28 protein-coding genes and 1 pseudogene are annotated in these 22897 nt (G+C 34.9%); 18 read left to right on the forward strand and 11 right to left on the reverse strand.

Annotated features, from left to right (window positions below):
* Positions 1 to 84 precede the first annotated feature (84 nt).
* Positions 85 to 1554 (reverse strand): lipopolysaccharide biosynthesis protein, encoded by a 1470-nt coding sequence (locus ORNRH_RS10485; protein WP_014791820.1) that lies wholly within the window; start codon positions 1552 to 1554, stop codon positions 85 to 87.
* 206 nt (positions 1555 to 1760) lie between these two features.
* On the opposite strand from ORNRH_RS10485, the gene rpsF reads away from it, so the two are divergent.
* The 3 genes from rpsF to rplI are packed head-to-tail and all read left to right on the forward strand — an operon-like array spanning position 1761 to position 2882.
* Entirely contained in the window at positions 1761 to 2102 is a 342-nt protein-coding gene (gene rpsF, locus ORNRH_RS10490) for a 30S ribosomal protein S6 (protein ID WP_014791821.1), read from the forward strand.
* Positions 2103 to 2113: 11 nt separating this feature from the next.
* Entirely contained in the window at positions 2114 to 2416 is a 303-nt protein-coding gene (gene rpsR / locus ORNRH_RS10495) for a 30S ribosomal protein S18 (RefSeq protein ID WP_014791822.1), read from the forward strand.
* A gap of 19 nt (positions 2417 to 2435) precedes the next feature.
* Positions 2436 to 2882, forward strand: coding sequence for a 50S ribosomal protein L9 (gene rplI, locus ORNRH_RS10500; RefSeq protein ID WP_014791823.1), 447 nt, complete (start codon positions 2436 to 2438; stop codon positions 2880 to 2882).
* 84 nt (positions 2883 to 2966) lie between these two features.
* On the opposite strand, the gene ORNRH_RS10505 is transcribed toward rplI, so the two are convergent.
* Entirely contained in the window at positions 2967 to 3572 is a 606-nt protein-coding gene (locus ORNRH_RS10505; protein WP_014791824.1) for a Smr/MutS family protein, read from the reverse strand.
* Between the two features lie 132 nt (positions 3573 to 3704).
* On the opposite strand from ORNRH_RS10505, the gene ORNRH_RS10510 reads away from it, so the two are divergent.
* The 14 genes and pseudogenes from ORNRH_RS10510 to ORNRH_RS10565 all read left to right on the forward strand — a co-directional run bounded on the left by ORNRH_RS10510 (position 3705) and on the right by ORNRH_RS10565 (position 12203).
* Positions 3705 to 3950: a hypothetical protein gene (locus tag ORNRH_RS10510; protein WP_014790218.1), complete on the forward strand. Its 246-nt coding sequence runs from the start codon at positions 3705 to 3707 to the stop codon at positions 3948 to 3950.
* A gap of 58 nt (positions 3951 to 4008) precedes the next feature.
* Positions 4009 to 5172: a rolling circle replication-associated protein gene (locus tag ORNRH_RS12220; RefSeq protein WP_014790259.1), complete on the forward strand. Its 1164-nt coding sequence runs from the start codon at positions 4009 to 4011 to the stop codon at positions 5170 to 5172.
* Between the two features lie 240 nt (positions 5173 to 5412).
* Positions 5413 to 6063: a hypothetical protein gene (locus tag ORNRH_RS10520; RefSeq protein ID WP_014790221.1), complete on the forward strand. Its 651-nt coding sequence runs from the start codon at positions 5413 to 5415 to the stop codon at positions 6061 to 6063.
* Positions 6064 to 6070: 7 nt separating this feature from the next.
* Positions 6071 to 6838 (forward strand): hypothetical protein, encoded by a 768-nt coding sequence (locus ORNRH_RS10525; protein WP_014790222.1) that lies wholly within the window; start codon positions 6071 to 6073, stop codon positions 6836 to 6838.
* Between the two features lie 207 nt (positions 6839 to 7045).
* Positions 7046 to 7465, forward strand: a complete 420-nt coding sequence (locus tag ORNRH_RS10530; RefSeq protein WP_014790224.1) for a hypothetical protein — start codon at positions 7046 to 7048, stop codon at positions 7463 to 7465.
* A 3-nt stretch (positions 7466 to 7468) separates the two neighbouring features.
* A complete protein-coding gene (locus ORNRH_RS10535; protein WP_014790225.1) occupies positions 7469 to 7672 on the forward strand; it encodes a hypothetical protein in 204 nt (67 codons plus the stop codon).
* A gap of 115 nt (positions 7673 to 7787) precedes the next feature.
* Positions 7788 to 8261, forward strand: a complete 474-nt coding sequence (locus ORNRH_RS10540) for a hypothetical protein (protein WP_014790226.1) — start codon at positions 7788 to 7790, stop codon at positions 8259 to 8261.
* A gap of 27 nt (positions 8262 to 8288) precedes the next feature.
* On the forward strand, positions 8289 to 9152 hold the full coding sequence (locus ORNRH_RS11725; RefSeq protein ID WP_014791825.1) for a hypothetical protein: 864 nt from the start codon (positions 8289 to 8291) through the stop codon (positions 9150 to 9152).
* Between the two features lie 3 nt (positions 9153 to 9155).
* Positions 9156 to 9893 carry a hypothetical protein gene (locus ORNRH_RS12425; protein WP_014790264.1) on the forward strand — a complete coding sequence of 246 codons (738 nt, stop codon included), beginning with the start codon at positions 9156 to 9158 and terminating at the stop codon, positions 9891 to 9893.
* Positions 9894 to 9910: 17 nt separating this feature from the next.
* Positions 9911 to 10084 (forward strand): hypothetical protein, encoded by a 174-nt coding sequence (locus ORNRH_RS12380; protein WP_014790229.1) that lies wholly within the window; start codon positions 9911 to 9913, stop codon positions 10082 to 10084.
* Positions 10077 to 10562 (forward strand): hypothetical protein, encoded by a 486-nt coding sequence (locus tag ORNRH_RS10555; protein ID WP_014790265.1) that lies wholly within the window; start codon positions 10077 to 10079, stop codon positions 10560 to 10562. The genes ORNRH_RS12380 and ORNRH_RS10555 overlap by 8 nt, the downstream gene beginning before the upstream one ends.
* The gene (locus tag ORNRH_RS12030; protein WP_014790266.1) at positions 10562 to 10771 is read left to right on the forward strand and encodes a hypothetical protein; all 210 of its coding nucleotides are present in this window, start codon (positions 10562 to 10564) and stop codon (positions 10769 to 10771) included. Before ORNRH_RS10555 ends, ORNRH_RS12030 begins: the two co-directional genes overlap by 1 nt.
* A 133-nt stretch (positions 10772 to 10904) precedes the next feature.
* The gene (locus ORNRH_RS10560) at positions 10905 to 11228 is read left to right on the forward strand and encodes a hypothetical protein (protein ID WP_014790268.1); all 324 of its coding nucleotides are present in this window, start codon (positions 10905 to 10907) and stop codon (positions 11226 to 11228) included.
* Positions 11228 to 12203 (forward strand): annotated as a pseudogene (locus ORNRH_RS10565) (IS30 family transposase). Before ORNRH_RS10560 ends, ORNRH_RS10565 begins: the two are co-directional and overlap by 1 nt.
* Before the next feature lie 71 nt (positions 12204 to 12274).
* Here ORNRH_RS10565 and trxB read toward each other — a convergent pair.
* Positions 12275 to 13213 (reverse strand): thioredoxin-disulfide reductase, encoded by a 939-nt coding sequence (gene trxB, locus ORNRH_RS10570; RefSeq protein ID WP_014791826.1) that lies wholly within the window; start codon positions 13211 to 13213, stop codon positions 12275 to 12277.
* Positions 13214 to 13337: 124 nt separating this feature from the next.
* Here trxB and ORNRH_RS10575 point away from each other — a divergent pair, with 124 nt between their 5' ends.
* Positions 13338 to 13994 carry a GDSL-type esterase/lipase family protein gene (locus ORNRH_RS10575; protein ID WP_014791827.1) on the forward strand — a complete coding sequence of 219 codons (657 nt, stop codon included), beginning with the start codon at positions 13338 to 13340 and terminating at the stop codon, positions 13992 to 13994.
* A 94-nt stretch (positions 13995 to 14088) separates the two neighbouring features.
* On the opposite strand, the gene ORNRH_RS10580 is transcribed toward ORNRH_RS10575, so the two are convergent.
* From ORNRH_RS10580 to dnaN, 8 genes are all read right to left on the reverse strand, one after another.
* On the reverse strand, positions 14089 to 15504 hold the full coding sequence (locus tag ORNRH_RS10580; RefSeq protein WP_014791828.1) for an L-serine ammonia-lyase: 1416 nt from the start codon (positions 15502 to 15504) through the stop codon (positions 14089 to 14091).
* Between the two features lie 84 nt (positions 15505 to 15588).
* Positions 15589 to 16170 (reverse strand): outer membrane beta-barrel protein, encoded by a 582-nt coding sequence (locus tag ORNRH_RS10585; protein WP_014791829.1) that lies wholly within the window; start codon positions 16168 to 16170, stop codon positions 15589 to 15591.
* Between the two features lie 66 nt (positions 16171 to 16236).
* Entirely contained in the window at positions 16237 to 17160 is a 924-nt protein-coding gene (locus ORNRH_RS10590; protein ID WP_014791830.1) for a hypothetical protein, read from the reverse strand.
* A gap of 124 nt (positions 17161 to 17284) precedes the next feature.
* Complete coding sequence (locus ORNRH_RS10595; RefSeq protein ID WP_014791831.1) at positions 17285 to 17692, reverse strand: hypothetical protein; 408 nt, start codon at positions 17690 to 17692, stop codon at positions 17285 to 17287.
* A gap of 229 nt (positions 17693 to 17921) precedes the next feature.
* Positions 17922 to 18602, reverse strand: a complete 681-nt coding sequence (locus tag ORNRH_RS10600; protein WP_014791832.1) for a zinc metallopeptidase — start codon at positions 18600 to 18602, stop codon at positions 17922 to 17924.
* 197 nt (positions 18603 to 18799) lie between these two features.
* Positions 18800 to 19219, reverse strand: coding sequence for an META domain-containing protein (locus ORNRH_RS10605; RefSeq protein ID WP_081484572.1), 420 nt, complete (start codon positions 19217 to 19219; stop codon positions 18800 to 18802).
* 6 nt (positions 19220 to 19225) lie between these two features.
* Positions 19226 to 21655, reverse strand: coding sequence for a phenylalanine--tRNA ligase subunit beta (gene pheT, locus ORNRH_RS10610; RefSeq protein WP_014791834.1), 2430 nt, complete (start codon positions 21653 to 21655; stop codon positions 19226 to 19228).
* Between the two features lie 41 nt (positions 21656 to 21696).
* Positions 21697 to 22815 carry a DNA polymerase III subunit beta gene (gene dnaN / locus ORNRH_RS10615; RefSeq protein WP_014791835.1) on the reverse strand — a complete coding sequence of 373 codons (1119 nt, stop codon included), beginning with the start codon at positions 22813 to 22815 and terminating at the stop codon, positions 21697 to 21699.
* Between the last annotated feature and the right edge of the window lie 82 nt (positions 22816 to 22897).

Here is a 22897-nt window from a genome sequence, read left to right on the forward strand (position 1 = left end):
AACTTAAAAGCAAATCACAATAAGGATTATTCCGTTGTGAAAACATTTAGTGCCTCGACTATCTTCGGGGCAATTTTTTTTATCCTAAAGTTTCTTATTGCGAAATTTGTTGAGATATTCAACCAAAGGAAAAATACCGAAAATTTGATTTCCGATAATTGTCAAGATGATTAAAACCAGAGGTTTATAAATTAAATTGATCCAGAAATAATGGCTCTCGGGTAGGAGGTAGGCAATAGAAAAAGCCGAACCTATTAAAAGAAGTGAACTCAGCATTTTTCGACTCAAAGGGAATACGCCAAACTTCACCCAATTGAAAGTGATTTTGATTAAATTAAACACCGTGAGCGATACCGCTGTTGCCATCGCAACGCCTAGAAGCCCTAAATTAAAAACTTTAATAAAAATTAAATTCAAACTAATCGTGAGCATTGCCAAAAGCAACATAATCACAATATTGATTCGGTAGTATTTGGAAAGCGAAATAATGTGCCCATTAAAGCCCGTCGCTAGATCAAAGAGCATGGCACCGCCCAAAACCCACAGAATAGGAGAGGCTGCGAGCAGTTTGTCGCCATTTTTGATCAGTTCTGTGAGGTAGGGAAATCCAACTAGAATACAGGAAAAAATCACTAAACCTTGAAAGAATAATTGAAACGAACTGTCTCTATAAAATTGGTTAAGTTCAGAATAATTTTTTTCTTCTAAATGTTGATTGATGATTGGTGCAGAAATGCTGTTGATCCCCATTTGTGGAATCATCATAAACGATAAAATCGCTAAAATAATGCTATACACCCCGTTGGATTCAAACCCGATGAGTTCACCAATCATAAAATTATCTACGCGCAACGCTACATAATGCCCAATGTTGCCCAGAAATCCGTATAAACTATAATTTATAACTTTTTTCCAGAGTTGATTGATTTTTAAATAATTAAGACTAAAGTCAGGCTGGAGTTTTTCTAATCGGTGCGCATACCAAACATAGCATAAAAGCGAAAAAGCAAACATTCCAATAAAAAACGAATACGCTATTTTTTCTTTTAAACCAAAATAGAAAAACAACGAAAAAGCACCGATATTCGCAATTTTAGGAAATAAATTTTCAAAAATATTAGGAATTGCAATTCGCTTAAAATTAGATATATATTTATTGAAAATAGCATTTAATGCTAAAATCAAAATCAAAGGCAAAATCAGAGATTTCATTTCCCACACCGCCGATTCTTTGATGCTAGGAAAAAGCCAATTCGCTACAAAAAATAAAATCGTAAATAGCGAAAAACTAAAAATCATGCTCAGAAGGCTCACCCATAAAAAATTCTGGTGTTTGCCCACTTTTTGTGCGTCATAAAAGAATTTCACATTAGAAAACGACACGCCAAGCACCACGCAGGGCAAAAACATTTCTGCCGTAGAGAGCACATAGCGTAATTTCCCGTAAAAGTCTAAATCATTGGGAAATATAAAGATTACGGCAAGTGTTCCCAGAGCAAAACCTAGGTAGCCTACAAGGGAATATTTAATACTTTGCCGTGCAATAATGCCCATTTTTAAAGTTAGATTTTTTAAGAAAGAACAAAGGTAGATATTTTTGCTGAATGAAATTGTTTTTTTGTATTTTTGGTATTAAGCGATGCGGAAAATTATACCGAAAAATGATTTTCAAGCGTTTAAATGTAAAATTTTTTGTTTAAAATAAGGCAAAACCAAAAATAATTTCTATATTTGCCACCCAATTTAAAAATCATATTAAAATGAATCATTACGAAACTGTTTTCATTTTAACTCCCGTTCTGTCTGATTCTCAGGTGGAGGAAGCAGTTAAAAAAGTTGAAAACTTCCTAAAGGAAAGAGGTACAGAGATTGTACACCAAGAAAACTGGGGACTACGCAAATTAGCTTACCCAATTCAATTGAAAAGAAACGGATTCTACCACCTAATCGAATGGAAAGGAGAAGGAAATGTGGTAGCAGACCTAGAGTTGATGTTTAAACGCGACGAGCGTGTATTGCGTTACTTAACCGTGAAATTAGACAAACACGGAATTGAGTGGGCAGAAGACAGAAGAAAACAAAAAGCATCGTCTAACAAATAAAAAATACAACTATGGCAATTGATGAATTAGCAAAACAAGTAGAGCAAGGCGGTGAATCAGAAATCCGTTATTTAACTCCAATCGATATTGAAACTCAATCTACTGAAATGTTCTGTAGATTTAAAAAATTCGGAATCAAATATGTAGATTATAAAGATCCAGATTTCTTACTACAATTTGTGAACGAGCAAGGTAAAATTTTACCAAGAAGATATACTGGTACTTCTTTGAAATACCAAAGAAAAGTGGCTCAAGCTATTAAAAGAGCTCGCCATTTAGCTTTATTACCATTTGAAACAGATTTATTAAAATAACCCAAAATAAGAAACTAAAATGCAAGTAATTTTAACAAAAGACGTAGAAAACTTAGGTTTTGAGTTTGAAGTAGTTTCAGTAAAACCGGGTTACGGAAGAAACTTTTTAATCCCTCAAGGTTTGGCTAAATTAGCTACTCCTAAAAATATTGAGGAATTAAACAAAGTTTTAGAAGATAGAAAAGCACACGAAGAAGCACTTATCGCAGAGGCTAATAAAATTATTGAGGCTGTTAAAGGTCTTGAATTAGTAATTGCTGCTAAAGTGGGAGAGGGTGATAAACTTTTCGGTTCTGTAAACAACGCAGATTTAACTGATTTGTTGAACCAAAAAGGTGTGAATGTTGAACGTAAACATGTATCTATCTTAGGTAGAAACATCAAGAGATTAGGTTCTTACACAGCTATCGTGAAACCTCACAGAAGTGTACAAACTGAAATTTCTTTCGACATTGTACCAGAATAATTTTATTTAATACATAACTTAAAAACGGATGGTTTTTTATGGGAACCATCCGTTTTTTTTATGCTTTGATTTTTTTTATGAAAATTAGAATTTAGGCAATTCCACTTCTGTTGCCCCTAATTTGTATCGTTGGAAATCGGCATCGTAAAAATGATATCCCATTTCGTTTAGCCATTTTTTTACTTCAGTTTCTAGGATTCCTTCTCCTTTTCCGTGGATGATCACGACACGATCGTAGCCATGCTCTCTTGCTCTTTCCACTCTTTTCTTTAAAGAGTTCATTTGGCGGGCTAAAATCAAGTTTTTTGCCAATAATCGGTCGTAGTTTTCTAATTGGGCATAATGCAAATCAATTTCCAAAGGTGGCTTTCTGATTTTTTTTGGCTTTTTAGCAACCTTTTCCTTTTCAGTTTTGATTTCTGGCATTTTTGCACGAGGATCAAAAACTTTTTCTACCTTTTTCTTTTTAGAGGCTAATTTTTTAGTTTCTTTTTGGGGAGTAGTTTTTGGTGAAGAAAATTCAATTTCTTCTTCCATTCCTACATCGGGCAGAAGCTCTTTAGGTTCGTAGAGCATCTCAAAACCAAAATCGGTCTCAATGGTGATTTCGTTTTCGTTCACTTTGGTTACAGTGCCGCTGAGATTATCATCGATTACTTTTACTTTATCACCTATTTTAAAATGTATCATAGTTTGGATTTAATGGTTGAATCCATAAAGGTAATAAAAAATAGGGATTTTATGCTTTTTTTAGCTTAAAACTTTTAAATCCTACATTCAAAACACAAATGCAACGCTTAAATAATTTAAAACTAAAAGCGTATGCAAAGAGAAGAAATCAGACCTTTTTTGGTAGTACAGAAGTTTGTACCCATTCCCGTAAATCATTTAGAACCTAAGCAGTACATATATGAATATGGTATTGTAGTACAGGTGTTGAAACAAGAAAATAATATTGAGGTATTATTTTCTGGTCGTTCGTGGATAACTTTTAAACCTAAGGATATTTTATATCATCGTGTGGCTGTGAAAAAAGAAGAAACCGATTTTTTTATAGAAAGCCGATAGGCTTTTGAGTGGGCTCGTCTCAAGTATCGGTAAAATCTAACGGCAAAAATCCCTGTAAATGCGACAATATCAAGAGGTTAATAATTATTATTTGTGTGAAAAGGTTCAGCTTAGACCTACTAGCCTATTGCATTATAGTTATGTGATGGATTTACGAAATTACGAAGTAGGCTATGCTCCTACTTTACGCCAAAATCTAAACAAGGAAAAAACAGAATTAGATGAGTTAAACGCACTAGATGATATTTCAGAGTTTGGTTCAATTGTTAAATATGCTGAAAAGTGTGTTGAGTTGTATAAGGAGAAACAACAAGAAGTGTATAATGAGAAAGGGCATGTTTTAAAGGATTTAGGAACGCTCTCGGATACTCAAGTAAGGAATATAAAAAAGTATGCTATTTTATTTGCTGACGCAACTAAATCAAACAAGGACAAATATTTATCTTTTGTAACCTTGACCTTGCCCAGTGCCCAAAAGCACCATGATAGAGTGTTGCGTAAAATACTTGCTAAGTATCTTGACCATTTAAAAAAGGTCTATGGTTTAAAAAATTATCTCTGGAAAGCGGAGACGCAGAAGAATGGAAATATTCATTTTCATGTTTTGATTGATACGCAAATCCCTCGTGAGGATATTCAGCGCATATGGAACCAGTATATAAATAAATATGGTTATGTTGATAGATATTCTGAAAAGATGAACCGCTTAACGGCTAAAGAATATATGGCTAAGTATTCAAAAAATTATAAATCAGAAAAAGACTGCATACTAGCTTACCAGCGTAATAAAAAAATGGGTTGGAGCAATCCCCCAAGTACTAAAATTGAAACGCCAAAGAGTAAACGAAATATAGTTGCGTATGTGGTGAAATATCTATTAAAGCAAGAAGAAAATAAACGCCCAGTAATTGGTGCGGTGTGGGGCGCATCAAATAAGGTAAAAAAACTCAATTATTTAAATTTTGAAGTTAGCAGTTATTTAGAGGAGTTAAACCACTTGCGGGGAAAATTGGAGTATGTGCCTACTGCTATTCAATTTGTAGAGTTGTATAAAGGTAAAGTATATCAGATGATCCGCAAGGGATATAAAAAATTAAACGAGCATTTAAAAATTTATAATAAAGCCATAAGACAGTTATTAGATACCGATTTGAGTATAAATTTAGACCAGTTAATCCAATTAATTTATGAAAAACAATACACAGAACTTGCAAATAATTAGTGCTAAGGAGCTAGCTAATTATTTAGGCGTAAGCTATTCCACTGCACGCATGATAAAAAAAGATATTTTAAGCCACTATAAAAAGAAATATCTAACGCTAAAGCTCGTAAAAAAATATTTTGATGATTAGTGTCAAAAATTGGTATAAATCGCTTAAAAGTGGTAAAAATCGCTAGATTTTAAAAAGTGCTTTTGCATGCTTAATATCTTTGTTTCAGAAATTTAAAATAAGATATAAAAATGAGAGTAACATTAGCAAAAGCAACCGAGGTGCTGGAAGTTAAGGAAAGTGCAGCGGGTTTGATTTTAAAAGGTAATTCAAGTACCGATTTCGGACAGGTGCAAATTGAGTCTTACCTAGTAGATGAAACCTTTACTAAAAAGGTTTTGGTGCCAAAGATGAGCGTTAAGCTATTTACAGAATTGTTGGGCGTTCATTTTGTTAAATTGCAAACAACAATTGGTAGCGACAAAGTAGCGGTAATTCCTTTTTCTAAATCTGGAAGTTTGCCATTAGGTGACAAAACTTACATTGAGTTCCATGTATCGGGTGGACAAGCACAGAATGTAACTGCAGAAACATTTGAGGCTATTGGAAGTGCAGAGCCTATTTATGTGCAACAAGTGAAGCTTGACCAAAATATATCTGTAAAGGATGTTGATGTATTAGCATTTGATTATTTGGTAGCTGAAAAGACACCAAATGAATTGCAAGTTATCAATGCACAGGGCAAAACAAGGATTTCGCAACTACAACTTGATTATGCAAAAAATGCAAGGATTGATGAGTTATCGAAATTACCTGCATTGGATTTAACAGGCTTATACACCTTAGCAGTGTATAAAAATGTAGGAGAAGAATTTACATTCTATTTGTTAGACGCAAAATAATATTGAAATGATTGGAGCAGTAACAGCGGTAAGTAGTTTAATTGGAAGTGTGGGGGGCGGTAACGCCTCCGGCTCCTCTCTTGGTCAATTTGGAGGAAAGATAGTAGGCGGTGTATTAAGTAAGATAACTGGGGGGTTAGATAGCGTTTTGGCAAACGGCTTTGATTTGCATTGTTGGGGCTCGAGCTGGTCGCCTAGTAGAGCGATGAAAGAAGGAACCACAATCGTTGAATGGATTATTGAACAATCTGGGTTTACTAAGGTAGCCAGTGCTGACAATTTTAATAAGGCGTTACTTTATTTAAAAGTCTGCGCTTCTGGTTTTCCATGGGGAAAGGATTGTACGAGAAAAGGAACTGAAGCATTGGCGGCTATGATAACTGAGGCTTACGGGAGATTGCTTAAGGAGTATCAGACTAAGTTTGCCTATGTTGGTGATAAAGAATATCCAAAAGGAACTGATGTAAACTTAAATTTCCCATTCCGTGACACTTCAAGAGGGGATGCCGTGAGTAAGGAAGTTTTGCGCGTGCCATTCTTTAGAGAAAAAACAGATGCTGAAAGACAAGCAGATAGCCAAGCAGGTTCATCGGATTACAGACCTAGTAAGGATCAAACACTTAAAACAGGAATGCCTACAGAAGGTGCGTATCCTGCGGTAACAGACGGGGAGGTATATGGAAAAGCTACTGGACATGTTGGGCGAAATGACAATAACATTTTGTATTTATTACTAGGAGGGGCATTGATTTATTTATTAACAAAGAAAAAATAACATTTAAAAACAAAATAAAGATGAAAGAATTAATAACAAAAGTTGATAGTTTTTACTAAAGCCATTAAGTGGTAATGGTGCAGGGACAAGTATTGCGACCTTTTTGGTTTTAGGATTGGGAGCAGTGATTTTATCCGTGTACATGGGCTGGATTAAAATCAAAGGAAAAAGAAGAGGCTGGTAATTATTAACTAAAAAAGTATAGAAATGGCGTATAATAATGGATATAGTAATGGTTGGGGTGGAAATCCCAACCCTAATTTTAACCGAGGTTATGACCGAGGTTATAATAATCAGAGACAACCTAAAAAACATTCTGGGGCTAAAGCTGGACAATCCAAGAATGGAAGGTTTTATGTTACGGCTTGGAATTATTCAAAGCAAAGAGGTATGATAACTGTTAAAGCATTTGAAAACTCTAAGAGTGTGCGTTCAGAGTCTCCAAACACTGGAAATAGATTTATAACTATGATGTTTGAGGCTTTCTATAAAAAGACTGGCGCAAAGGTTTTAGAAATAGCAAGTTTCAATGTGAATACTGGAAAAGTGTATTTGCAAAAGCTGGGAATGGTAATTTCAACTAAAGCACCTAATGGTGGATATTTCGGACAAATTAAAACTAGATAAGTTATGTTTAAACAATTGAAAGGATTATTTAAATCATTGCCGTTGTTATTGAAGTATGTACAATGTGCAAAAATATGTTTGCATCATGCGCACGAGGCAAAAAAAGAGATAGATACACTCTTTGATGATGTGGAGGGTAACGAGCCAGAGTACTTGAATGAAGAAGAACTTGCGGGTGTTCCTACGGATAAGGAACATATGTGGTAAAATATTGAGAGATGACAAGTAAATTAATTACAAGTGTTTTAATTGCAGTGGTTTACATTGGAATGATTATGTTATCAGATGTGTTGAAGGACCACATTAAAGATAGTTTTAAAGGATGAAGTTTTTAAGTGATTTGATGAAGAATAGTAAGCTATTGGCGTTATCGCTGATAGCTTTTATAATATTTTTGTTAGTTCGTAGATTTAATAGAGTTGTAACTGTTGTTAAACAAAAAATGGAGGATGCAAAGCCTTTGGTTTTAAAGGAAAAAACTACAGAACAGTTTGTGAAGACAAATTTTAGATTTTGGTCTGAAATGTTTAAAATGTTTTTTTCGGTTGGATCCTTTGACCCTTATTATGTTACACATGGTGTAAGAACGTTTAAAACTCCATTGGAATATGGGATAGAGTTGGGGAAAAGTATTGTTCCAATTAAGACAAAACCAAAGTTAAACAATCAACCTAAGAGCTCCGCACCAAGTCCAAAGTTAAATAATCAACCTAAGATACCCGCACCAAAACCAAAGCTTCACCCAGAGTGGCAAAAGGTTTTGGATAAATTTAATAAATCGTTATATGGGCAATAAGAGAAGAAATAAAAGAAGAGATAAAAAATGACATATTTAAAAGCAATTGCCCTGCTAGCTGGAAGTTGGTGGGCTTATAAAATATCAAAACCAAAGTCTAAAGTTGAGTTTGGAGAATTGGAACTAGTGGGCGTTGATATTCCAAATACAGAGAGTGAGACTAAAAGTGTTTTATCTATGCTTTTAGTACCTAATGGATTGAGATTTGCCAAAGGATATAATTCATATGCTGATTGGGGTTATACTTTGTTTGATATATTAATAAATCAAATTAAAAGTGGTGATTTGTTGATAAATCAAGCATCTTATATAATGGCTACAGCATATCATGAAATGGGTCAATTTAGTTTATTGCGTGAGCGTTATAATGATAAAATTTCTGTTTTGAAGAAAACGCTTAAAGGGGATAAATTAAGGGAGTTTAACGAGTTTTTGAAGATTGCAGATACATTTGGTGTTAGTGCTGAAAAGGCTGTGTACATGGAGTGGAAGTATGGCGTACAATCTTGGTGTTATAATCCAGCTAGTAGAAGAAAGAATTTAAGTAATAAATATAAAGGTGATGGAGCTCGTTTTTTTGGTCGTGGATATTGCCAGTGGACTGGTAGGCATTTATATACTAAGTTTAAAGAGTTTTCTGGTGTAGATGTTTTGTCAAATCCAGATTTAATAGTAAATGATAAGCGTTTAAATGCTTTAATGACCATAAAAATGATGATGGCTGATAAACCTAATAATTTAACGGGTGTTTCTTTAAAGCTTTATTGTAATGAAAATAAAACAGATTATTACAATGCAAGAAGGGTTGTTAATTCTACAGATAGAGCAAAAGATATAGCCTCTTATGCTCAAAAGTTTGAAAATGTTTTTAATTCTTATTTAAAAAAATAGGTTATGACACAGCGAGAAAAAAGAAAAATTAAGTTTTGGTTATTCATCTTTTTAATAATCTATCTATTATTTAGATTGACCAAAAAGACGAGTATAAAGGAGAAAGTAAGCACAGGAGATAATTCCTTGTTGCCACTGGATACAAATAAATTCAAGGAACCTGTGAGTTTGCCCAAAGTAGAAAAACCAAAGTTTGATAAGGTTTTTGCAAAAGGCGGTTCTGCAGTGAGAAATGAAAAAGCATTTAGTCAAAAAGTTGATGATATGATGCAATCAGAAAAACAGAAGGGAAAAATACCAGTAAAAAGTGATGTGGTTAAAAAACTGCAGGAGGAGCAGGCAAATGATTTTTGTTCTGAATGTGAGGAAGAAAAGAGAAGGGAGCAGGAAGAAAGAAAGCGTAAAGAACAAGAAGAAATTAGAAAGAAGTTGCTTGAGAAGAAAAATAATTGCAACCAAATAAGTGAAGTTCCTGTAAAATTTCATTATGATTGTGAGGAGCCCGAGAAAGTTAAAATAACTGGCATGGGTGGACTTGCTCTATTTAGAATGCCATCAACTGGGCATTGCAGGGTATTAAATTTATATGGTGAAACTACACGTGTAATTCAGAGTTATAATGATGGGGAAAAAGAATATCTTGTTGAGCATGGGCATTATATAGATTTGTTGGGATATGTAAAGGCGCAGGTTTCAAATATTCAGCTTGATAGTAATGGGGGTTTTGAACAATTGAGTTAAACAAAAAATAAAGAGATATGACAAATTTTGTAGATAGGACAAAGATTTATAGTATATTAGGATTTACGGGGGCGGTTTCGTTTGATGAGCTAAAACCGCTTCTAGCAAGTTTATTGGCTATTGTGCTTGATTTTGCGTATAGCTTTGCAAAAAAGAAAATTAAAGATTTAAAAGATAAAAAAGATGAGTGATTGTGTGATAGTTATTGATAATAGAAAGTTTAGGAGTGAGCTTTTGTGTCGAGAGGTTTCTACAATTGATTTATCGGATAATTGTTATTATCAAGTAGGTCCATATTTTTATACCGCTAATGCATTTAAGCGTTATTTGATTGACAAGTCTGATTATGTTATTTATAAAAGGTTGATACCATTGGACGGAGAACCTGTGAAAGATTTACCAAATTTTATAGATGGATATGATTCAAATTCAGCGATTTTGTTAAGTTATAATGTTGGAACTTTTTATGATGGTTTTGTTGTAACGAAGAATAAAAACGGATATCACTTTAGAAATAGTACTAGTAAATTTGTTGGGGTCTATCTTGATGTATCGGACGCGTATAGTCATGCAGTTTGCGAATTAGAGCCAGGACAAGAGTATCATTATGCAGGTACTGGACCTTTCCTGTTGTATGACGCAGAAGAGGAGATTAAAGGTGTTGAGTAATGAGCCATAAAAATGATTATTCGTGTATAGTTTTCGGAGCCTTTGGAGTGTTCAAAATGCAATATGTGCACGATTTATACAGGTTCAGCAAGTGGCTTGATAGTTCCAAGTTTAGAGATTGGAAATATTTTAATGTGTATGACCGTAGGACTGGGGAGTATTTAAGACGCTTCTACAATGGAAACTATATACCAAGATTTTTAAATTAATTTGTTTGTTTTGAATAATGAGAGAGACTGCACCTTTGTTGGTGTGGTTTCTTTTTTTTTTATCTTTTTGCTTTGCACTATTTGGCATTTGTTTTGATAATGGTATTAACATATTTAAAAATCACTTAAAATCATGAAAAAAATATTACTATCATTTGGATTATGTTTAGCCGTAACCGCTGGATATGCACAAAGCAAGGAGGCAAAAAAAGAAATAAGAAAGTACTACACTGAAAAACAGATTAAGTACATTGAAAAAGAGTTAAAAGAATATATAAGTAATTGTGATGATATTTTGAATTTATCTAATTCTTTAGATGAGAAACTTTTTAAGAATAAAGGGCATTTGATTGCTTATTTTGATTTTTTTATTAATCCACTTTATGATGATTTTTGTACGAAGGGTGAGGTTTATGGATATGGTTTGAAGATAAGTAGATTAATAAATGGTGAGTGATGGCACGGAGATTTAAACATTTAGATTTGTGTGAAAGGGCTAAAATAGAGGCGTATTTAACGGCTGGTTGGTCTATCTCTAAAATAGCCCGTGAACTGAAAAGGGATAAATCTACGATAAGCCGTGAAGTGAGGAGGAACCGAACGAAGAAAGGAAAGTATAAAGCAAAGACTGCACAGACGCTCTATTCTGAAAAGAAAGAGCGTTTTTTGCGTTATAGACGCTTTACAAAAGACATTGAGAAAAGAGTAAGACAATTTTTTGTATAAAAGATATTCGCCCCTGCAGATTGTGGGGTATTGCAAAAAAATGGGGTTTGCTATGGTTTCAGTGGAAAGAATTTACCAATATATAAGGGCTGATAAATTGAAAGGTGGTAAATTATATAAATATTGCAGGCACGCTTTGAAAAAGAGAAAGGCACAGGTTTCTAAAATTGTTGGAAAGATAAAGAACCGCACTAGTATAGAAGAACGCCCGCAGGTTGTGAATGAGCGTAAGGAGTTCGGACACTGGGAGGGTGATTTAGTAGAGGGCAAAAATCATAAGGGTTATTTGCTGACACTTACGGAAAGAGTATCAAGGTTTTTGTTTGTAAAGTATATACCAAATAAAACAGCTGATGTGGTCGCTCGTGCTATTATTGATGTGTTACTTCCTTATAAAAAAGTGGTCAAATCAATAACCGTGGATAATGGTTTAGAGTTTTCAAATCATGATATAGTGTCCAATAAACTGCAAGCACAGATTTATTTTACAAATCCATACTCTAGTTGGCAAAAGGGGCAAATTGAGCACATGAACAAACTTATTAGACAGTATGTAAAAAAAGGTTCGGCAATTACAAAAAGTACCGCTAACAAGCTGAAAGCGGTACAAAAAGAGATAAACGATAGACCGTTTAAAGTGTTAAAGTTTTGCAAGCCTCGTGATGTTTTTTATACATTTGTGGAAAATGTTGCATTTAGTGCTTGAATCTAGCAATAAAAAAACAATCCCCAATAAATTGAGGATTGTTGTAAACAATAAAAATAATTAAAGATGAATTATAATTCTGCAATATATCTTTCAGCGTCAAGAGCGGCTTTACACCCAGAGCCCGCTGCCGAAATCGCTTGGCGATAAGTGTGATCTTGCACATCTCCTGCCGCAAAAACACCAGGAATATTAGTGTGAGTTCCTTTGCCTTGTGTAATGATATAACCAGTTTCATCGGTATCCACCACACCTTGGAAAAGCTCTGTATTTGGTTTGTGCCCAATGGCTATGAAAACTCCATCTACAACCAAATCGCGTTTTTCTTGTGTTTGATTGTTAAAAATATGAGCTTTTTCTACTACCATTTCTCCACTAAGACCTTCCAATTCATGATTAAATAAAACCTCAATGTTTGGTGTGCTTAATACTCGGTCTTGCATTACTTTAGAAGCACGCATTTCGTCTTTTCTCACTAAAAGATACACTTTGTTGCAAAGCTTTGCCAAGTAAGTAGCCTCTTCCGCAGCGGTATCACCGCCACCAATTACAGCTACATCTTTGCCTCTATAGAAGAATCCATCACAAGTGGCACAAGCTGAAACTCCGCTTCCTGCATATTTTTTCTCATCGTCTAAGCCTAAATATTTCGCCGACGCACCCGTTGAGATAATAACGGTTTTGGTATTATAAACTTCTCCGTTATTGGTAATTACTTGATGAATACCACCTTTTTCTTGGCTTAATTTTACTTCTTTTACAAAATCAAAAATTACCTTAGTACCGAATCTTTCTGCTTGTTTTTGCAAATCAGTCATTAATTCTGGTCCCATGATTCCATCGGGATAGCCAGGGAAATTCTCAACATCTGTAGTTGTAGTGAGTTGTCCACCTGGCTGCATGCCTGTAATCACGATAGGGTGCATTTCAGCTCTGGCGGCATAGATAGCTGCAGTGTATCCTGCTGGTCCCGAACCTATTATAATAACATTGTGTGTAGTATCTGACATAATTGTTTAGTTTTTTTACAAATTTATTGAATTAAAATGAATATTTTATCATATTTCAAATTTTGTATTGTTTAAAAAATCTCTTGTATCTTTATTGCTACGAAATTTTTTAAAATATATTGAAATGAAGAAAATCGCTATTATTTTAAGTTTTTCAAGCCTTTGTGTTTTTGGACAAAATCAATATTCGCCTTACTATTATCAGCGTGTAAGTTTGTTTGAAGAATTACCCATTACGCCCAATGATGTCGTGTTTTTGGGCAACAGCATTACCGATGGTGCTGAGTGGCAAGAGCTTTTTCCAGATGTTTCTATTAAAAATAGAGGAATCAGTGGAGATGTGTGTCAAGGTGTTTTAGACCGATTGGAGCCGATTGTTTCTGGGAAGCCAAGCAAAGTTTTTCTACTCATTGGAACCAATGATTTGGCACATAAAGTGAGCAACGATTCTGTGGTGAGTGGGATTAAAACTATCGTAAAAACGATTCAACAAGAATCACCGAAAACTAAAATTTATTTACAAAGTATTTTGCCTGTAAATGATTCTTTTACCAAATTTAAAGGTCATTACGCACGTATTAATGATATTCCGCTCATCAATGCAGAATTAAAGGCGTGGGCTTCCAAAGTTGGGATCACCTACATCGATTTGTACAAAGATTTTGTAATACCAAACACCCATCAATTAAATCCAGACTTCACCAACGATGGTTTGCATCTTTTGGGCAAAGCCTATGTGCATTGGGCAAAATTGATTAAGCCATATCTTAATGAGCGATGATTTTGTAATAATTATTCGACTGCGCAAAACACAAAAATTCAATCAAAAAATAGATGAAAAACACATTTTTCTTCCAATTCATTGTCAAGAAAATTTAGCAATCTACCAATTTCACGCTCACGGCCAATCCACCTTCTGATGTTTCTTTGTATTTGGAATTCATGTCTTTAGCGGTTTGCCACATGGTGTGAATCACATGGTCTAGCGACACTTTCGGGTGCTCTGCATCGAGTGCCAATTCCGATGCGTTGATGGCTTTGATGGCTCCCATGGAATTTCGCTCAATACAAGGAATTTGTACCAAACCTTCAATCGGGTCGCAAGTAAGTCCTAAATGATGTTCCATGGCGATTTCTGCCGCGTTCAGACATTGTGCAGGCGTTCCACCACGTAATTCGCAGAGAGCCCCTGCAGCCATGGCCGATGATACGCCGATTTCTGCTTGGCATCCACCCATAGCGGCCGAAATCGTTGCGTTGCGTTTAAAAATACTACCAATTACACCAGCGGTGAGCAAAAATCGTTTAATTTCTTCAAAGCCAGCTTTGTGATTTTCTACGCTTAAATAAAACATCAATACGGCAGGGATTACTCCTGCAGAGCCATTGGTAGGAGCCGTAACTACGCGTCCTAGCGAAGCGTTTACTTCGTTTACAGCAATGGCAAAAGTTGAAACCCATTTAAAGATTTCTCGGTAAAACATGCGAGTTTTTCGAATACTCTGGAGCCAATTTTTTGGGTGAGTGTAAGGAAATCTCGGGTCTTTCAATTTTTGGTACATATCATAAGCTCTGCGGCGTACCATAAGCCCTCCAGGCAGGAAACCTTCGGTGTGGCAACCGACATAAATCGACTCGAGCATTACTTTCCAAATGGCTTTTAATTGGTGATTGATTTCCTCTTCGGTGCGCACGCTCAATTCGTTTTGCATCACGATATCAGAAATGTTCATATTGAGCTCATTACAATAGTTTAATAAATCTTTAGCCTTATAAGTAGGGTATGGAAAAGATTGGTTGTCAGATAAATCCACCATCTCTTCGGTTTCTTCTTTAGTTATGAATCCACCGCCGATAGAGTAGAAGGTAGAGTCGTAGCTTTCGCCATTTTCAAGAAAAGCGGTAATCTTCATCCCATTGGCATGATAGGGCAAAAATTCCTTGTTGAATTTAATCTGTTCAAAATCGAAATATATTGTTTTTTGATTGTCTAAGAGCAAGTTACGATGCGTTCGGATATGTCCGATGATGCTGTCGATGCTTTCCACGGGAATCGTTACGGGATCGGTACCACTCAATCCCAAAAGAATAGCCAAATCCGTAGCATGCCCTTTGCCTGTAAGAGAAAGCGAGCCATACAAATCGATTTGAATCCCATTGACTAAATCAAAAATGTTGCGAATTTTTAATTCTTCCAAGAATTGTTGAGCCGCTCGCCATGGTCCCAAAGTGTGCGAACTTGAAGGTCCCACACCGATTTTGAGCATATCAAAAACACTAATATTTTCCATTTTTAAAAAGTATAAATTACAAATAAGGCGGATTTAATCCTGAATTAAATCCGCCCTAAAGATAAGAAATATTATTAAGTTTTTTTAAAATTTATAGCCTACGCCTGCTTGAATAGTAAAGGCAAATAAGGATTTGCCACTTAATAAACCATGAAGTTTAGCCGAAGGGTTTACCGAAAAAATAAAATCAGAATAGGAATATTGTGCTCCCGCAGTGGCGCCGAGCCCAAGTCCTGACTGATTTGGAGCTGTGGTTCTGTTTAACTGAGCCTCTAACAACGCTCCACCACTCGCAAAGAAGTATTTACCAAAATGATAGCGAGCATATACGGGAATGCTTAACAAATGAAAATCTTCCTTTATATCATCTATTTTAGGTATTTGTCTAGGAATGTTCGTATGGCTTGTAATAATTCTCTTACCTAAATAATCTATACCCGTTTCAATAAAAAAGTTTTTTTCAAGCTCACGAAGATAATGCAAATCAAAAGCAATGGGAGACCCAATATGATAGCCATCGCCACCATCTTCTGTATTTAAAAAAATGGGCTGGTCTTCAACGAAAAAATTATATGAAAATCGAATTTGATTTTTTTGCTGAGCTTGTGACAATCCACTGATTATTAAAAAAAGCAATGCAAAACTGCGAAATAATTTTGTTCTCATATTTAATTAAATTCTGTATATCAAATATAGGAATTATTTAATATGTTTTGTGAAAAAGATTAAGTTTTAAGTTTTTTCATAAATTTCATCTCGTAGTGCAATGTTGCGTTGTGCGAGTTCAGTTCTAATTTTTTCGAAACTTTTTCGGTTGTAGTAAGTATAAAAATGCGTGTAGCTAAAATCTTTTAAAACTATTCCGATTTGGTTGTTTACATTGTTGGGCGCGCCCCGTTCAAAAATAATTTCATGAATATCTTGTATTCTGTATGCCTTAAAATACCAAGGAAAATAGAGATTTTTGATGATTAAATATTGCTGAGAAAAAACTAAATAATAACTCTGCTGTCCATTGATTCCATAAAAAAACACGATGAAAAAAATGGGCAAAATAAGAATAATTGAAAGCGGGAAGAGTGTTTTTGGGAAAAGCAAAGTTGAAAGCCCTAAGATGAAGAGCATCAATTCATTATTGAAATTGAAAAGATGATTTCCTTTGTATTCTGTTCTTTTTTCGTTGAAGGTTTCACGCTTTAGCATAGGTTTGATTTCAATCGGAGTGCAATGTTCATCTCGCTGAACAACTTGGTAGAGCAATAGATTTAAATCTTTTAAATTTTGATAAAAATAATAGGGCAAAATCAATTTTTTTCCATCATCAAAAACGATTTCGGTAACTTCGGCTTGTCTTGTGAGCCTTAGTTTTTTGGTATTAAGTTCGAAACTTTTAATTTGATTTAAAGTATATTCTTGATTTTTAAAAGAAATGCTGTTTTCGTCTGCAATAATTTTGAATGGCAAAGATAAATCTAAATAAAGAGTAATTGCAATTAGCACAAAAAGCATAATGGCAATCATCAACAAAAGGTTACTTCCTTTGTCAATTGCAGTGTAAAAGCTTGCGCCAGCGATTGTAAGTAAAAAAAGAAAGCACACGCCCAATAAAATGGCTAAATATATTTTGTTTGTTTTTACGACAACTTGTTCAAACATCTCAGTAGTTTATCTTAATGTAAAGATACGGAATTTGATGTACTTTTCATTTTAAACATATTAAAAAACAAAAAAAGTGAGGAAATCAAATTTCCTCACTTTTTTCAATTATAAATTAACTAATCTATTTTCTTTTAGCTTGAGCCACCCAAGTTTTTCCATCTTGTTGAACAAAAAGCGTAAGATTTTTTTCATCAATATTAATATATTGTCCTTCTCCAAGTCCTTCAACTTTTATAGATGAGTTTTTACCTTTTTCAATTTTTATCCCTGTAAGGGTTGGGATATCTTCATCTGTTCCAGAGAATTCAAAGTTGTATCTGTCTCCAGCTTTTACTACAGTAACTTTTCCATCTTGAAGACCTACATTATTTTTGGCTAAAAAACCTTCAGAGTAGCCCACTTTTCCTTCGTATGAACCTACGAAAAATAGGTTGTCTGCTGGATCGTCGTCGTTACTACATGAAACTAAAGTAAACGATGCTACTACCATAAGCAATAGTAATCCAAAAATTTTCATTGTTTTTTTCATAATCTAAAAAATTTAAAATATTAATACGCTAAATAAGAGGGCAAACATCTTGCCAAGTGTTTGAAAATGAATGTGTGAATATTACAGTTAGTTTATTTTTTTAAGTTTAATTTGCGATTTTTTTAATTTTTATAAGAAAAAAAATACTTTTAAATATGGTTTTTCTCTCCAATAAAAAACTCCCTTTCCATTTTTGGAAAGGGAGTTCTAAATGAAAAACATATTAAATTTAATTTCTTCGGTCAAGCATACTTAGGAAGTATAACAATTGTGCTAGTGAGCCAATTGCAGCGACTAAGTAAGTTCTAGCTGCCCATTTCAAAGAATCTTTGGCAGCGGCATATTCGCGTGGTTGCACTATATTTCTTTGCTCCATCCAGGCGAGTGCTCGGTTGCTGGCATCATATTCCACGGGCAGGGTCACAAAAGTGAAAATGGTAGTTACTGCAAAAAATACAATTCCTAAAATCAATATATATGGAATGTTCATGGTTGCATAAAGAGCGATACCTCCCATAATCAAAAACATTGATAAATTAGAACTTACATTCACAGCAGGCACCATTTTAGATCTAAAGTTAAGCCATTTGTAGCCCACTTTATGTTGCACAGCGTGTCCGCATTCGTGTGCCGCAACAGCAGCGGCAGCGGCAGATCTTTCTAAATACACGCCTTCTGATAGGTTTACGGTTTTGTTTCGCGGGTCGTAGTGATCGGTCAGCTGTCCTGGAACCGAAACTACTCTCACATCATTTATTCCATTATCGGCAAGCATTTGTTCTGCGATTTCTTTTCCGCTCATGCCATTGGAAAGTCGCATTCTTGAGTATAGCTGAAATTTGGATTTCAGTTTATGGCTCACATACATGCTTGCGAGAGTGAAAATACCAATTATTAAATAATATCCCATGATTGATTTAAATTATCTTGCCCTACAAGAATCAAAAATGATACCTATTTTTATTAAAAATGAGTGAATGAATTTAATTGTTGTCTTAATTATCTAAAAACTAAATATTTGTGCTATTCTTTAAAATTAGTTAAATAAAAAAGAGAGATTTCATTTCAAATGAAACCTCTCTTTTGCGAATATTATAAAAATTGAATTTATCGTTTAAAATGTAATAACAATAAATTATTTTGATAAAAATACAAGTCCTTTCCTTTGATTTCGTAACGATTTGATTTACTTAAAAGCGATAAATATCGTTTTTCTATATCAAGTTGCGGACAAGCCATGCGAGTGCTTGCTAAGTTGGCTAGGTTGATTACGCCAGCTTGTGCTGTGCATGCTCCAAAAAATCGGTTGCACCCTGCAAATCCATTTACTTTCAGTTCTTCTCCATCTTTTTGAAAATTAATAGATAAAGGATCTGCGTTGAAACCAATTTCTGCATCTTTATTGTTTTGTAAAATCCAATTTCCGTACAATTTTGAAACATCGGTAGAGCCTTTTGCAATAGGGCTTAGGGCATCGCACGAGAAAAGCAAAATTGCCATAACAAACAATATGGATAATTTTTTCATGCTAAATTAGTTTCTAAGTTCTGCGTTTAATTTATCTTGAAGCACTTTGATTACTTTTTTCATAATCGCATCAATTTGCTTATCGTTCATTGTCTTTTCCTCATCTTGTAATTGAAGGCTGATTGCATACGACTTTTTACCCTCAGGAAGTTTATCACCTTGATACACATCAAATAAATTTACATCTTTGATGTGGGTAGTGTCGCAAGCTTCAACACATTCTTTTACAGCTTCATAGCTTGTATCTGTGTTTAGCAATAGTGCCAAATCTCTTCTTACGCTCGGGAATTTAGGCAAGCTTTTGAATTTCATGCCTTTGTTTTCCTCATAATTTTTGTAGAAAGCTTCCATGCCAAATTCTGCATAAAACACAGGCTGATCGATGTCGAATTTCTTTAATAAATCTTTGTTTACTTCTGCTACATATACCAAAGATTCTTCGTTTAGAAGATAGTTTAGTGCATAGGTAAAGTAATCTTTTTTCAATTCTGCACCTTTTGTGTTTTGAGCTTTGAATTTTTCTAAAATTTGCTCCACAACACCTTTAAGGTAGAAGAAAGAAACACTTCTCGATTTTTCATGCCAATTTTCGCCCGCTACATCACCAGTTACAGCGAGAGCCAAATGTGGAGTTTCGATATATTTTCCGTTTTCTACTCGGTAAGATTTTCCAAATTCAAATAACTTGATATTGCTATTTCGGCGTTTAATGTTGTAGTCTAAGTTTGAGAGCAAACTTGGCAACAAACTTCTACGCATTGTCGAAACATCTTGGCTTAATGAGTTAATCAAAGTCACAGAATTTTTTTCGCTAAATCCAAGCCAATCGTTGTACTCTTTTTTGTACATCGAGAGGTTCATCGCTTCGTTAAATCCGTGTGTGATCAACAAATCAGAAATGCCCTCGCTCACTTTATGGTCTAGGAATCCCTCGCCAGCAACGATGGAAGAGCTCACCTTTTCGTTGATTTGGATATTGTTGTAGCCATAGATTCTCAAAATATCTTCAATCACATCAATCTCACGCTGAACATCTACACGATATGCAGGTACTTTTAATTCCAAAGTTCCGTCTGTTTCAGAGATGATTTCTATGTCAAGAAGTTCTAAAATTTCTTTGATTTTTTCGCGATGCAGTCTTTCGCCCAAAATTCTTTCTACATTTCTATATTGTAGCAAAACGTCAAAACCTTCGATTGGTGTAGGGTACACATCTATTATTTGTCCTACTACTTCGCCACCTGCGATTTCTTGGATTAATTTTACGGCAAAATGCAAGGCTTTTACACAGTAATTAGGATCAATTCCTCTTTCAAATCGGAATGATGAATCACTGTTAATTGTTTGGCTTTTAGCCGTTTTTCTCACGCTCACGGGATTGAAGTAAGCACTTTCTAAGAAAATGTTTTGTGTGGTTTCGCTCACAGCAGAATCCTTACCACCCATTACACCAGCGATACACATAGGTTCGTTTGCATTGCAAATCATCAAATCATCGCCACTCAAAGTGCGTTCTACCTCGTCTAGCGTAGTAAATTTTTCGCCTTCTGTGGCTTTTTTTACAATAATGGTATTTCCTGCAATTTTATCGGCATCAAAAGCGTGCATTGGTTGCCCCAATCCGTGCAAAACATAGTTGGTAGCATCTACCAAGTTGTTTTTAGGCGAAAGTCCGATGGCTTTTAATCTCTGTTGAAGCCATTGTGGCGATGGAGCTACTTTTACTCCTTTGATATAAATTCCTGCATATCTCGGACAAAGCTCAGCATCTTCTACTTTTACCTCAATTGGAGATTTTTCTTTTGAGCTGATTTCAAGCTCTGTATTAGGCTGTTCAAAAGAAGCATTGAGCTTTTTAGATTTCATAGCGGCATAGGCGTCTCGTGCTACACCGAAATGCGACATAGCATCGGCACGATTGGCAGTAAGCCCGATTTCGTACACATAATCTACACTCTCTTCAATAATTTCTGATAGGGGAGTTCCCGCCACTAGGCTTTCATCCATTACCCAAATCCCAGAATTATCCTCAGAAATGCGTAATTCTTTTTGAGAGCAAATCATTCCGTTTGATTCTTCGCCTCTTAATTTTGCTTTTTTGATGGTAAACGAGTTTCCTTTATCATCTTTGATTACGGTACCCACAGTTGCCACAGGAACATTTTGCCCTGCTGCAATGTTTGGTGCACCGCACACGATTTGCTGAATGTTACCGTTTCCTAAATCTACGGTTGTAACTTTAAGTTTGTCGGCGTTGGGATGTTGTTCGCAGGTCAATACTTTTCCTACAACAAAACCTTCTAAATCTTCTTTGGCAACGCCAGTTTTTTCTACTCCTTCTACTTCAAGTCCTGTATCGGTTAAAATGGCTGAAACTTTTTCTACATTTAAATCTGTTTTTAAAAAATCAGATAGCAATTGGTGAGAAATTTTCATGTATTATAGATTAAATACTTATTTATGTTGGTTTAAATTTTTTATTTAGCTGAAAGCATTAGTGGCATCACAAGCATTAAGATTTCTTCGCCTTCTTCCAAGTCTCCCACAGGTTTTATGATACCCGCACGGCTTGGTTCAGACATAGAAAGTGTAATGTCTTCGCTTTGTAAATTTTGTAAGATTTCAGACAAGAATTTAGCATTAAATCCAATTTGGAATTCTTCTCCATGGTAGTCGCATGGCAATTTTTCCTCAGCCTTGTTTGCGAAATCTGTATCTTCTGAGTTGATGGTTAATTGATTACCATTTAGTTTTAATCTTACAAGGTAAGTTGATTTATTGGCAAAGATAGACACACGGCGTAGCGAGTTCAAGAACATCGTACGGTTGATAGTCATCACTTTTGGATTTTCTTTTGGGATCACAGCACCATAAGCAGGATACTTCCCATCTACCAATCGGCAAGTAATGGTCAAATTCCCTACGCTAAATCTTGCATTGTTTTCGTTATAGTCCACAATCACATCTTCTCCAGAAGGCAAAATATTTTTTAAGATATTCATAGGCTTTTTAGGCATAATGAATTCCGAACCATCTGTTGAATGTAAGTCATTTCTTGTATATTTCACCAAGCGGTGTGCATCTGTTCCCACAAATTGTAGGAAATTGCTATTCCATTCGAAATAAACACCCGTCATCACAGGGCGATGAGTATCGTTGCTCGTTGCAAAAATAGTTTTGTTAATCGCCTCTACCAAGACATCGCTCGGGATTGTTGTAGAGCTCACATCTGGCAAAGCTGGTGTTTCTGGAAAATCCTCAGACGAAAGATAAGATAGCTGGTATTTACCTTGATCAGAAACGATTTCTAATTGATTATCTTCTCTTTTTAAGAAAGTTAAAGGCTGGTCTGGGAAAGTTTTAAGCGTATCAAGCAAAATCTTTGAAGGCACGCAAATAGATTCCACATCTTCTGACTGAACTTCGATCACGGTCGAAATGGTGGTTTCTAAATCTGTTGCAGTGATTTTCAATTGATTGTGATCTAAATCAAACAAAAAATTGTCTAAAATAGCTAAAGTATTGCTTGAATTTATGACGCTACCTAGCATTTGTAGGTGCTTTTGCAATGTCGAACTCGCAACGATAAATTTCATATTATATTAATTTTTAATCTATAACTTAATCCAACAAATGTACACAATTAACTTTGAAAATGAAAACTTTTCAAGATACTTA

Source organism: Ornithobacterium rhinotracheale DSM 15997 (assembly GCF_000265465.1).
Taxonomy (GTDB): Bacteria; Bacteroidota; Bacteroidia; order Flavobacteriales; family Weeksellaceae; genus Ornithobacterium; species Ornithobacterium rhinotracheale.

What these genes read in the sequence shown, in the direction of transcription:
- ORNRH_RS10485 (WP_014791820.1), bottom strand. Translation starts at nt 1,554, where the DNA reads ATGGGCATTATTGCACGGCAAAGTATTAAATATTCCCTTGTAGGCTAC.
- rpsF (WP_014791821.1), top strand. Translation starts at nt 1,761, where the DNA reads ATGAATCATTACGAAACTGTTTTCATTTTAACTCCCGTTCTGTCTGAT.
- rpsR (WP_014791822.1), top strand. Translation starts at nt 2,114, where the DNA reads ATGGCAATTGATGAATTAGCAAAACAAGTAGAGCAAGGCGGTGAATCA.
- rplI (WP_014791823.1), top strand. Translation starts at nt 2,436, where the DNA reads ATGCAAGTAATTTTAACAAAAGACGTAGAAAACTTAGGTTTTGAGTTT.
- ORNRH_RS10505 (WP_014791824.1), bottom strand. Translation starts at nt 3,572, where the DNA reads ATGATACATTTTAAAATAGGTGATAAAGTAAAAGTAATCGATGATAAT.
- ORNRH_RS10510 (WP_014790218.1), top strand. Translation starts at nt 3,705, where the DNA reads ATGCAAAGAGAAGAAATCAGACCTTTTTTGGTAGTACAGAAGTTTGTA.
- ORNRH_RS12220 (WP_014790259.1), top strand. Translation starts at nt 4,009, where the DNA reads ATGCGACAATATCAAGAGGTTAATAATTATTATTTGTGTGAAAAGGTT.
- ORNRH_RS10520 (WP_014790221.1), top strand. Translation starts at nt 5,413, where the DNA reads ATGAGAGTAACATTAGCAAAAGCAACCGAGGTGCTGGAAGTTAAGGAA.
- ORNRH_RS10525 (WP_014790222.1), top strand. Translation starts at nt 6,071, where the DNA reads ATGATTGGAGCAGTAACAGCGGTAAGTAGTTTAATTGGAAGTGTGGGG.
- ORNRH_RS10530 (WP_014790224.1), top strand. Translation starts at nt 7,046, where the DNA reads ATGGCGTATAATAATGGATATAGTAATGGTTGGGGTGGAAATCCCAAC.
- ORNRH_RS10535 (WP_014790225.1), top strand. Translation starts at nt 7,469, where the DNA reads ATGTTTAAACAATTGAAAGGATTATTTAAATCATTGCCGTTGTTATTG.
- ORNRH_RS10540 (WP_014790226.1), top strand. Translation starts at nt 7,788, where the DNA reads ATGAAGTTTTTAAGTGATTTGATGAAGAATAGTAAGCTATTGGCGTTA.
- ORNRH_RS11725 (WP_014791825.1), top strand. Translation starts at nt 8,289, where the DNA reads ATGACATATTTAAAAGCAATTGCCCTGCTAGCTGGAAGTTGGTGGGCT.
- ORNRH_RS12425 (WP_014790264.1), top strand. Translation starts at nt 9,156, where the DNA reads ATGACACAGCGAGAAAAAAGAAAAATTAAGTTTTGGTTATTCATCTTT.
- ORNRH_RS12380 (WP_014790229.1), top strand. Translation starts at nt 9,911, where the DNA reads ATGACAAATTTTGTAGATAGGACAAAGATTTATAGTATATTAGGATTT.
- ORNRH_RS10555 (WP_014790265.1), top strand. Translation starts at nt 10,077, where the DNA reads ATGAGTGATTGTGTGATAGTTATTGATAATAGAAAGTTTAGGAGTGAG.
- ORNRH_RS12030 (WP_014790266.1), top strand. Translation starts at nt 10,562, where the DNA reads ATGAGCCATAAAAATGATTATTCGTGTATAGTTTTCGGAGCCTTTGGA.
- ORNRH_RS10560 (WP_014790268.1), top strand. Translation starts at nt 10,905, where the DNA reads ATGAAAAAAATATTACTATCATTTGGATTATGTTTAGCCGTAACCGCT.
- trxB (WP_014791826.1), bottom strand. Translation starts at nt 13,213, where the DNA reads ATGTCAGATACTACACACAATGTTATTATAATAGGTTCGGGACCAGCA.
- ORNRH_RS10575 (WP_014791827.1), top strand. Translation starts at nt 13,338, where the DNA reads ATGAAGAAAATCGCTATTATTTTAAGTTTTTCAAGCCTTTGTGTTTTT.
- ORNRH_RS10580 (WP_014791828.1), bottom strand. Translation starts at nt 15,504, where the DNA reads ATGGAAAATATTAGTGTTTTTGATATGCTCAAAATCGGTGTGGGACCT.
- ORNRH_RS10585 (WP_014791829.1), bottom strand. Translation starts at nt 16,170, where the DNA reads ATGAGAACAAAATTATTTCGCAGTTTTGCATTGCTTTTTTTAATAATC.
- ORNRH_RS10590 (WP_014791830.1), bottom strand. Translation starts at nt 17,160, where the DNA reads ATGTTTGAACAAGTTGTCGTAAAAACAAACAAAATATATTTAGCCATT.
- ORNRH_RS10595 (WP_014791831.1), bottom strand. Translation starts at nt 17,692, where the DNA reads ATGAAAAAAACAATGAAAATTTTTGGATTACTATTGCTTATGGTAGTA.
- ORNRH_RS10600 (WP_014791832.1), bottom strand. Translation starts at nt 18,602, where the DNA reads ATGGGATATTATTTAATAATTGGTATTTTCACTCTCGCAAGCATGTAT.
- ORNRH_RS10605 (WP_081484572.1), bottom strand. Translation starts at nt 19,219, where the DNA reads ATGAAAAAATTATCCATATTGTTTGTTATGGCAATTTTGCTTTTCTCG.
- pheT (WP_014791834.1), bottom strand. Translation starts at nt 21,655, where the DNA reads ATGAAAATTTCTCACCAATTGCTATCTGATTTTTTAAAAACAGATTTA.
- dnaN (WP_014791835.1), bottom strand. Translation starts at nt 22,815, where the DNA reads ATGAAATTTATCGTTGCGAGTTCGACATTGCAAAAGCACCTACAAATG.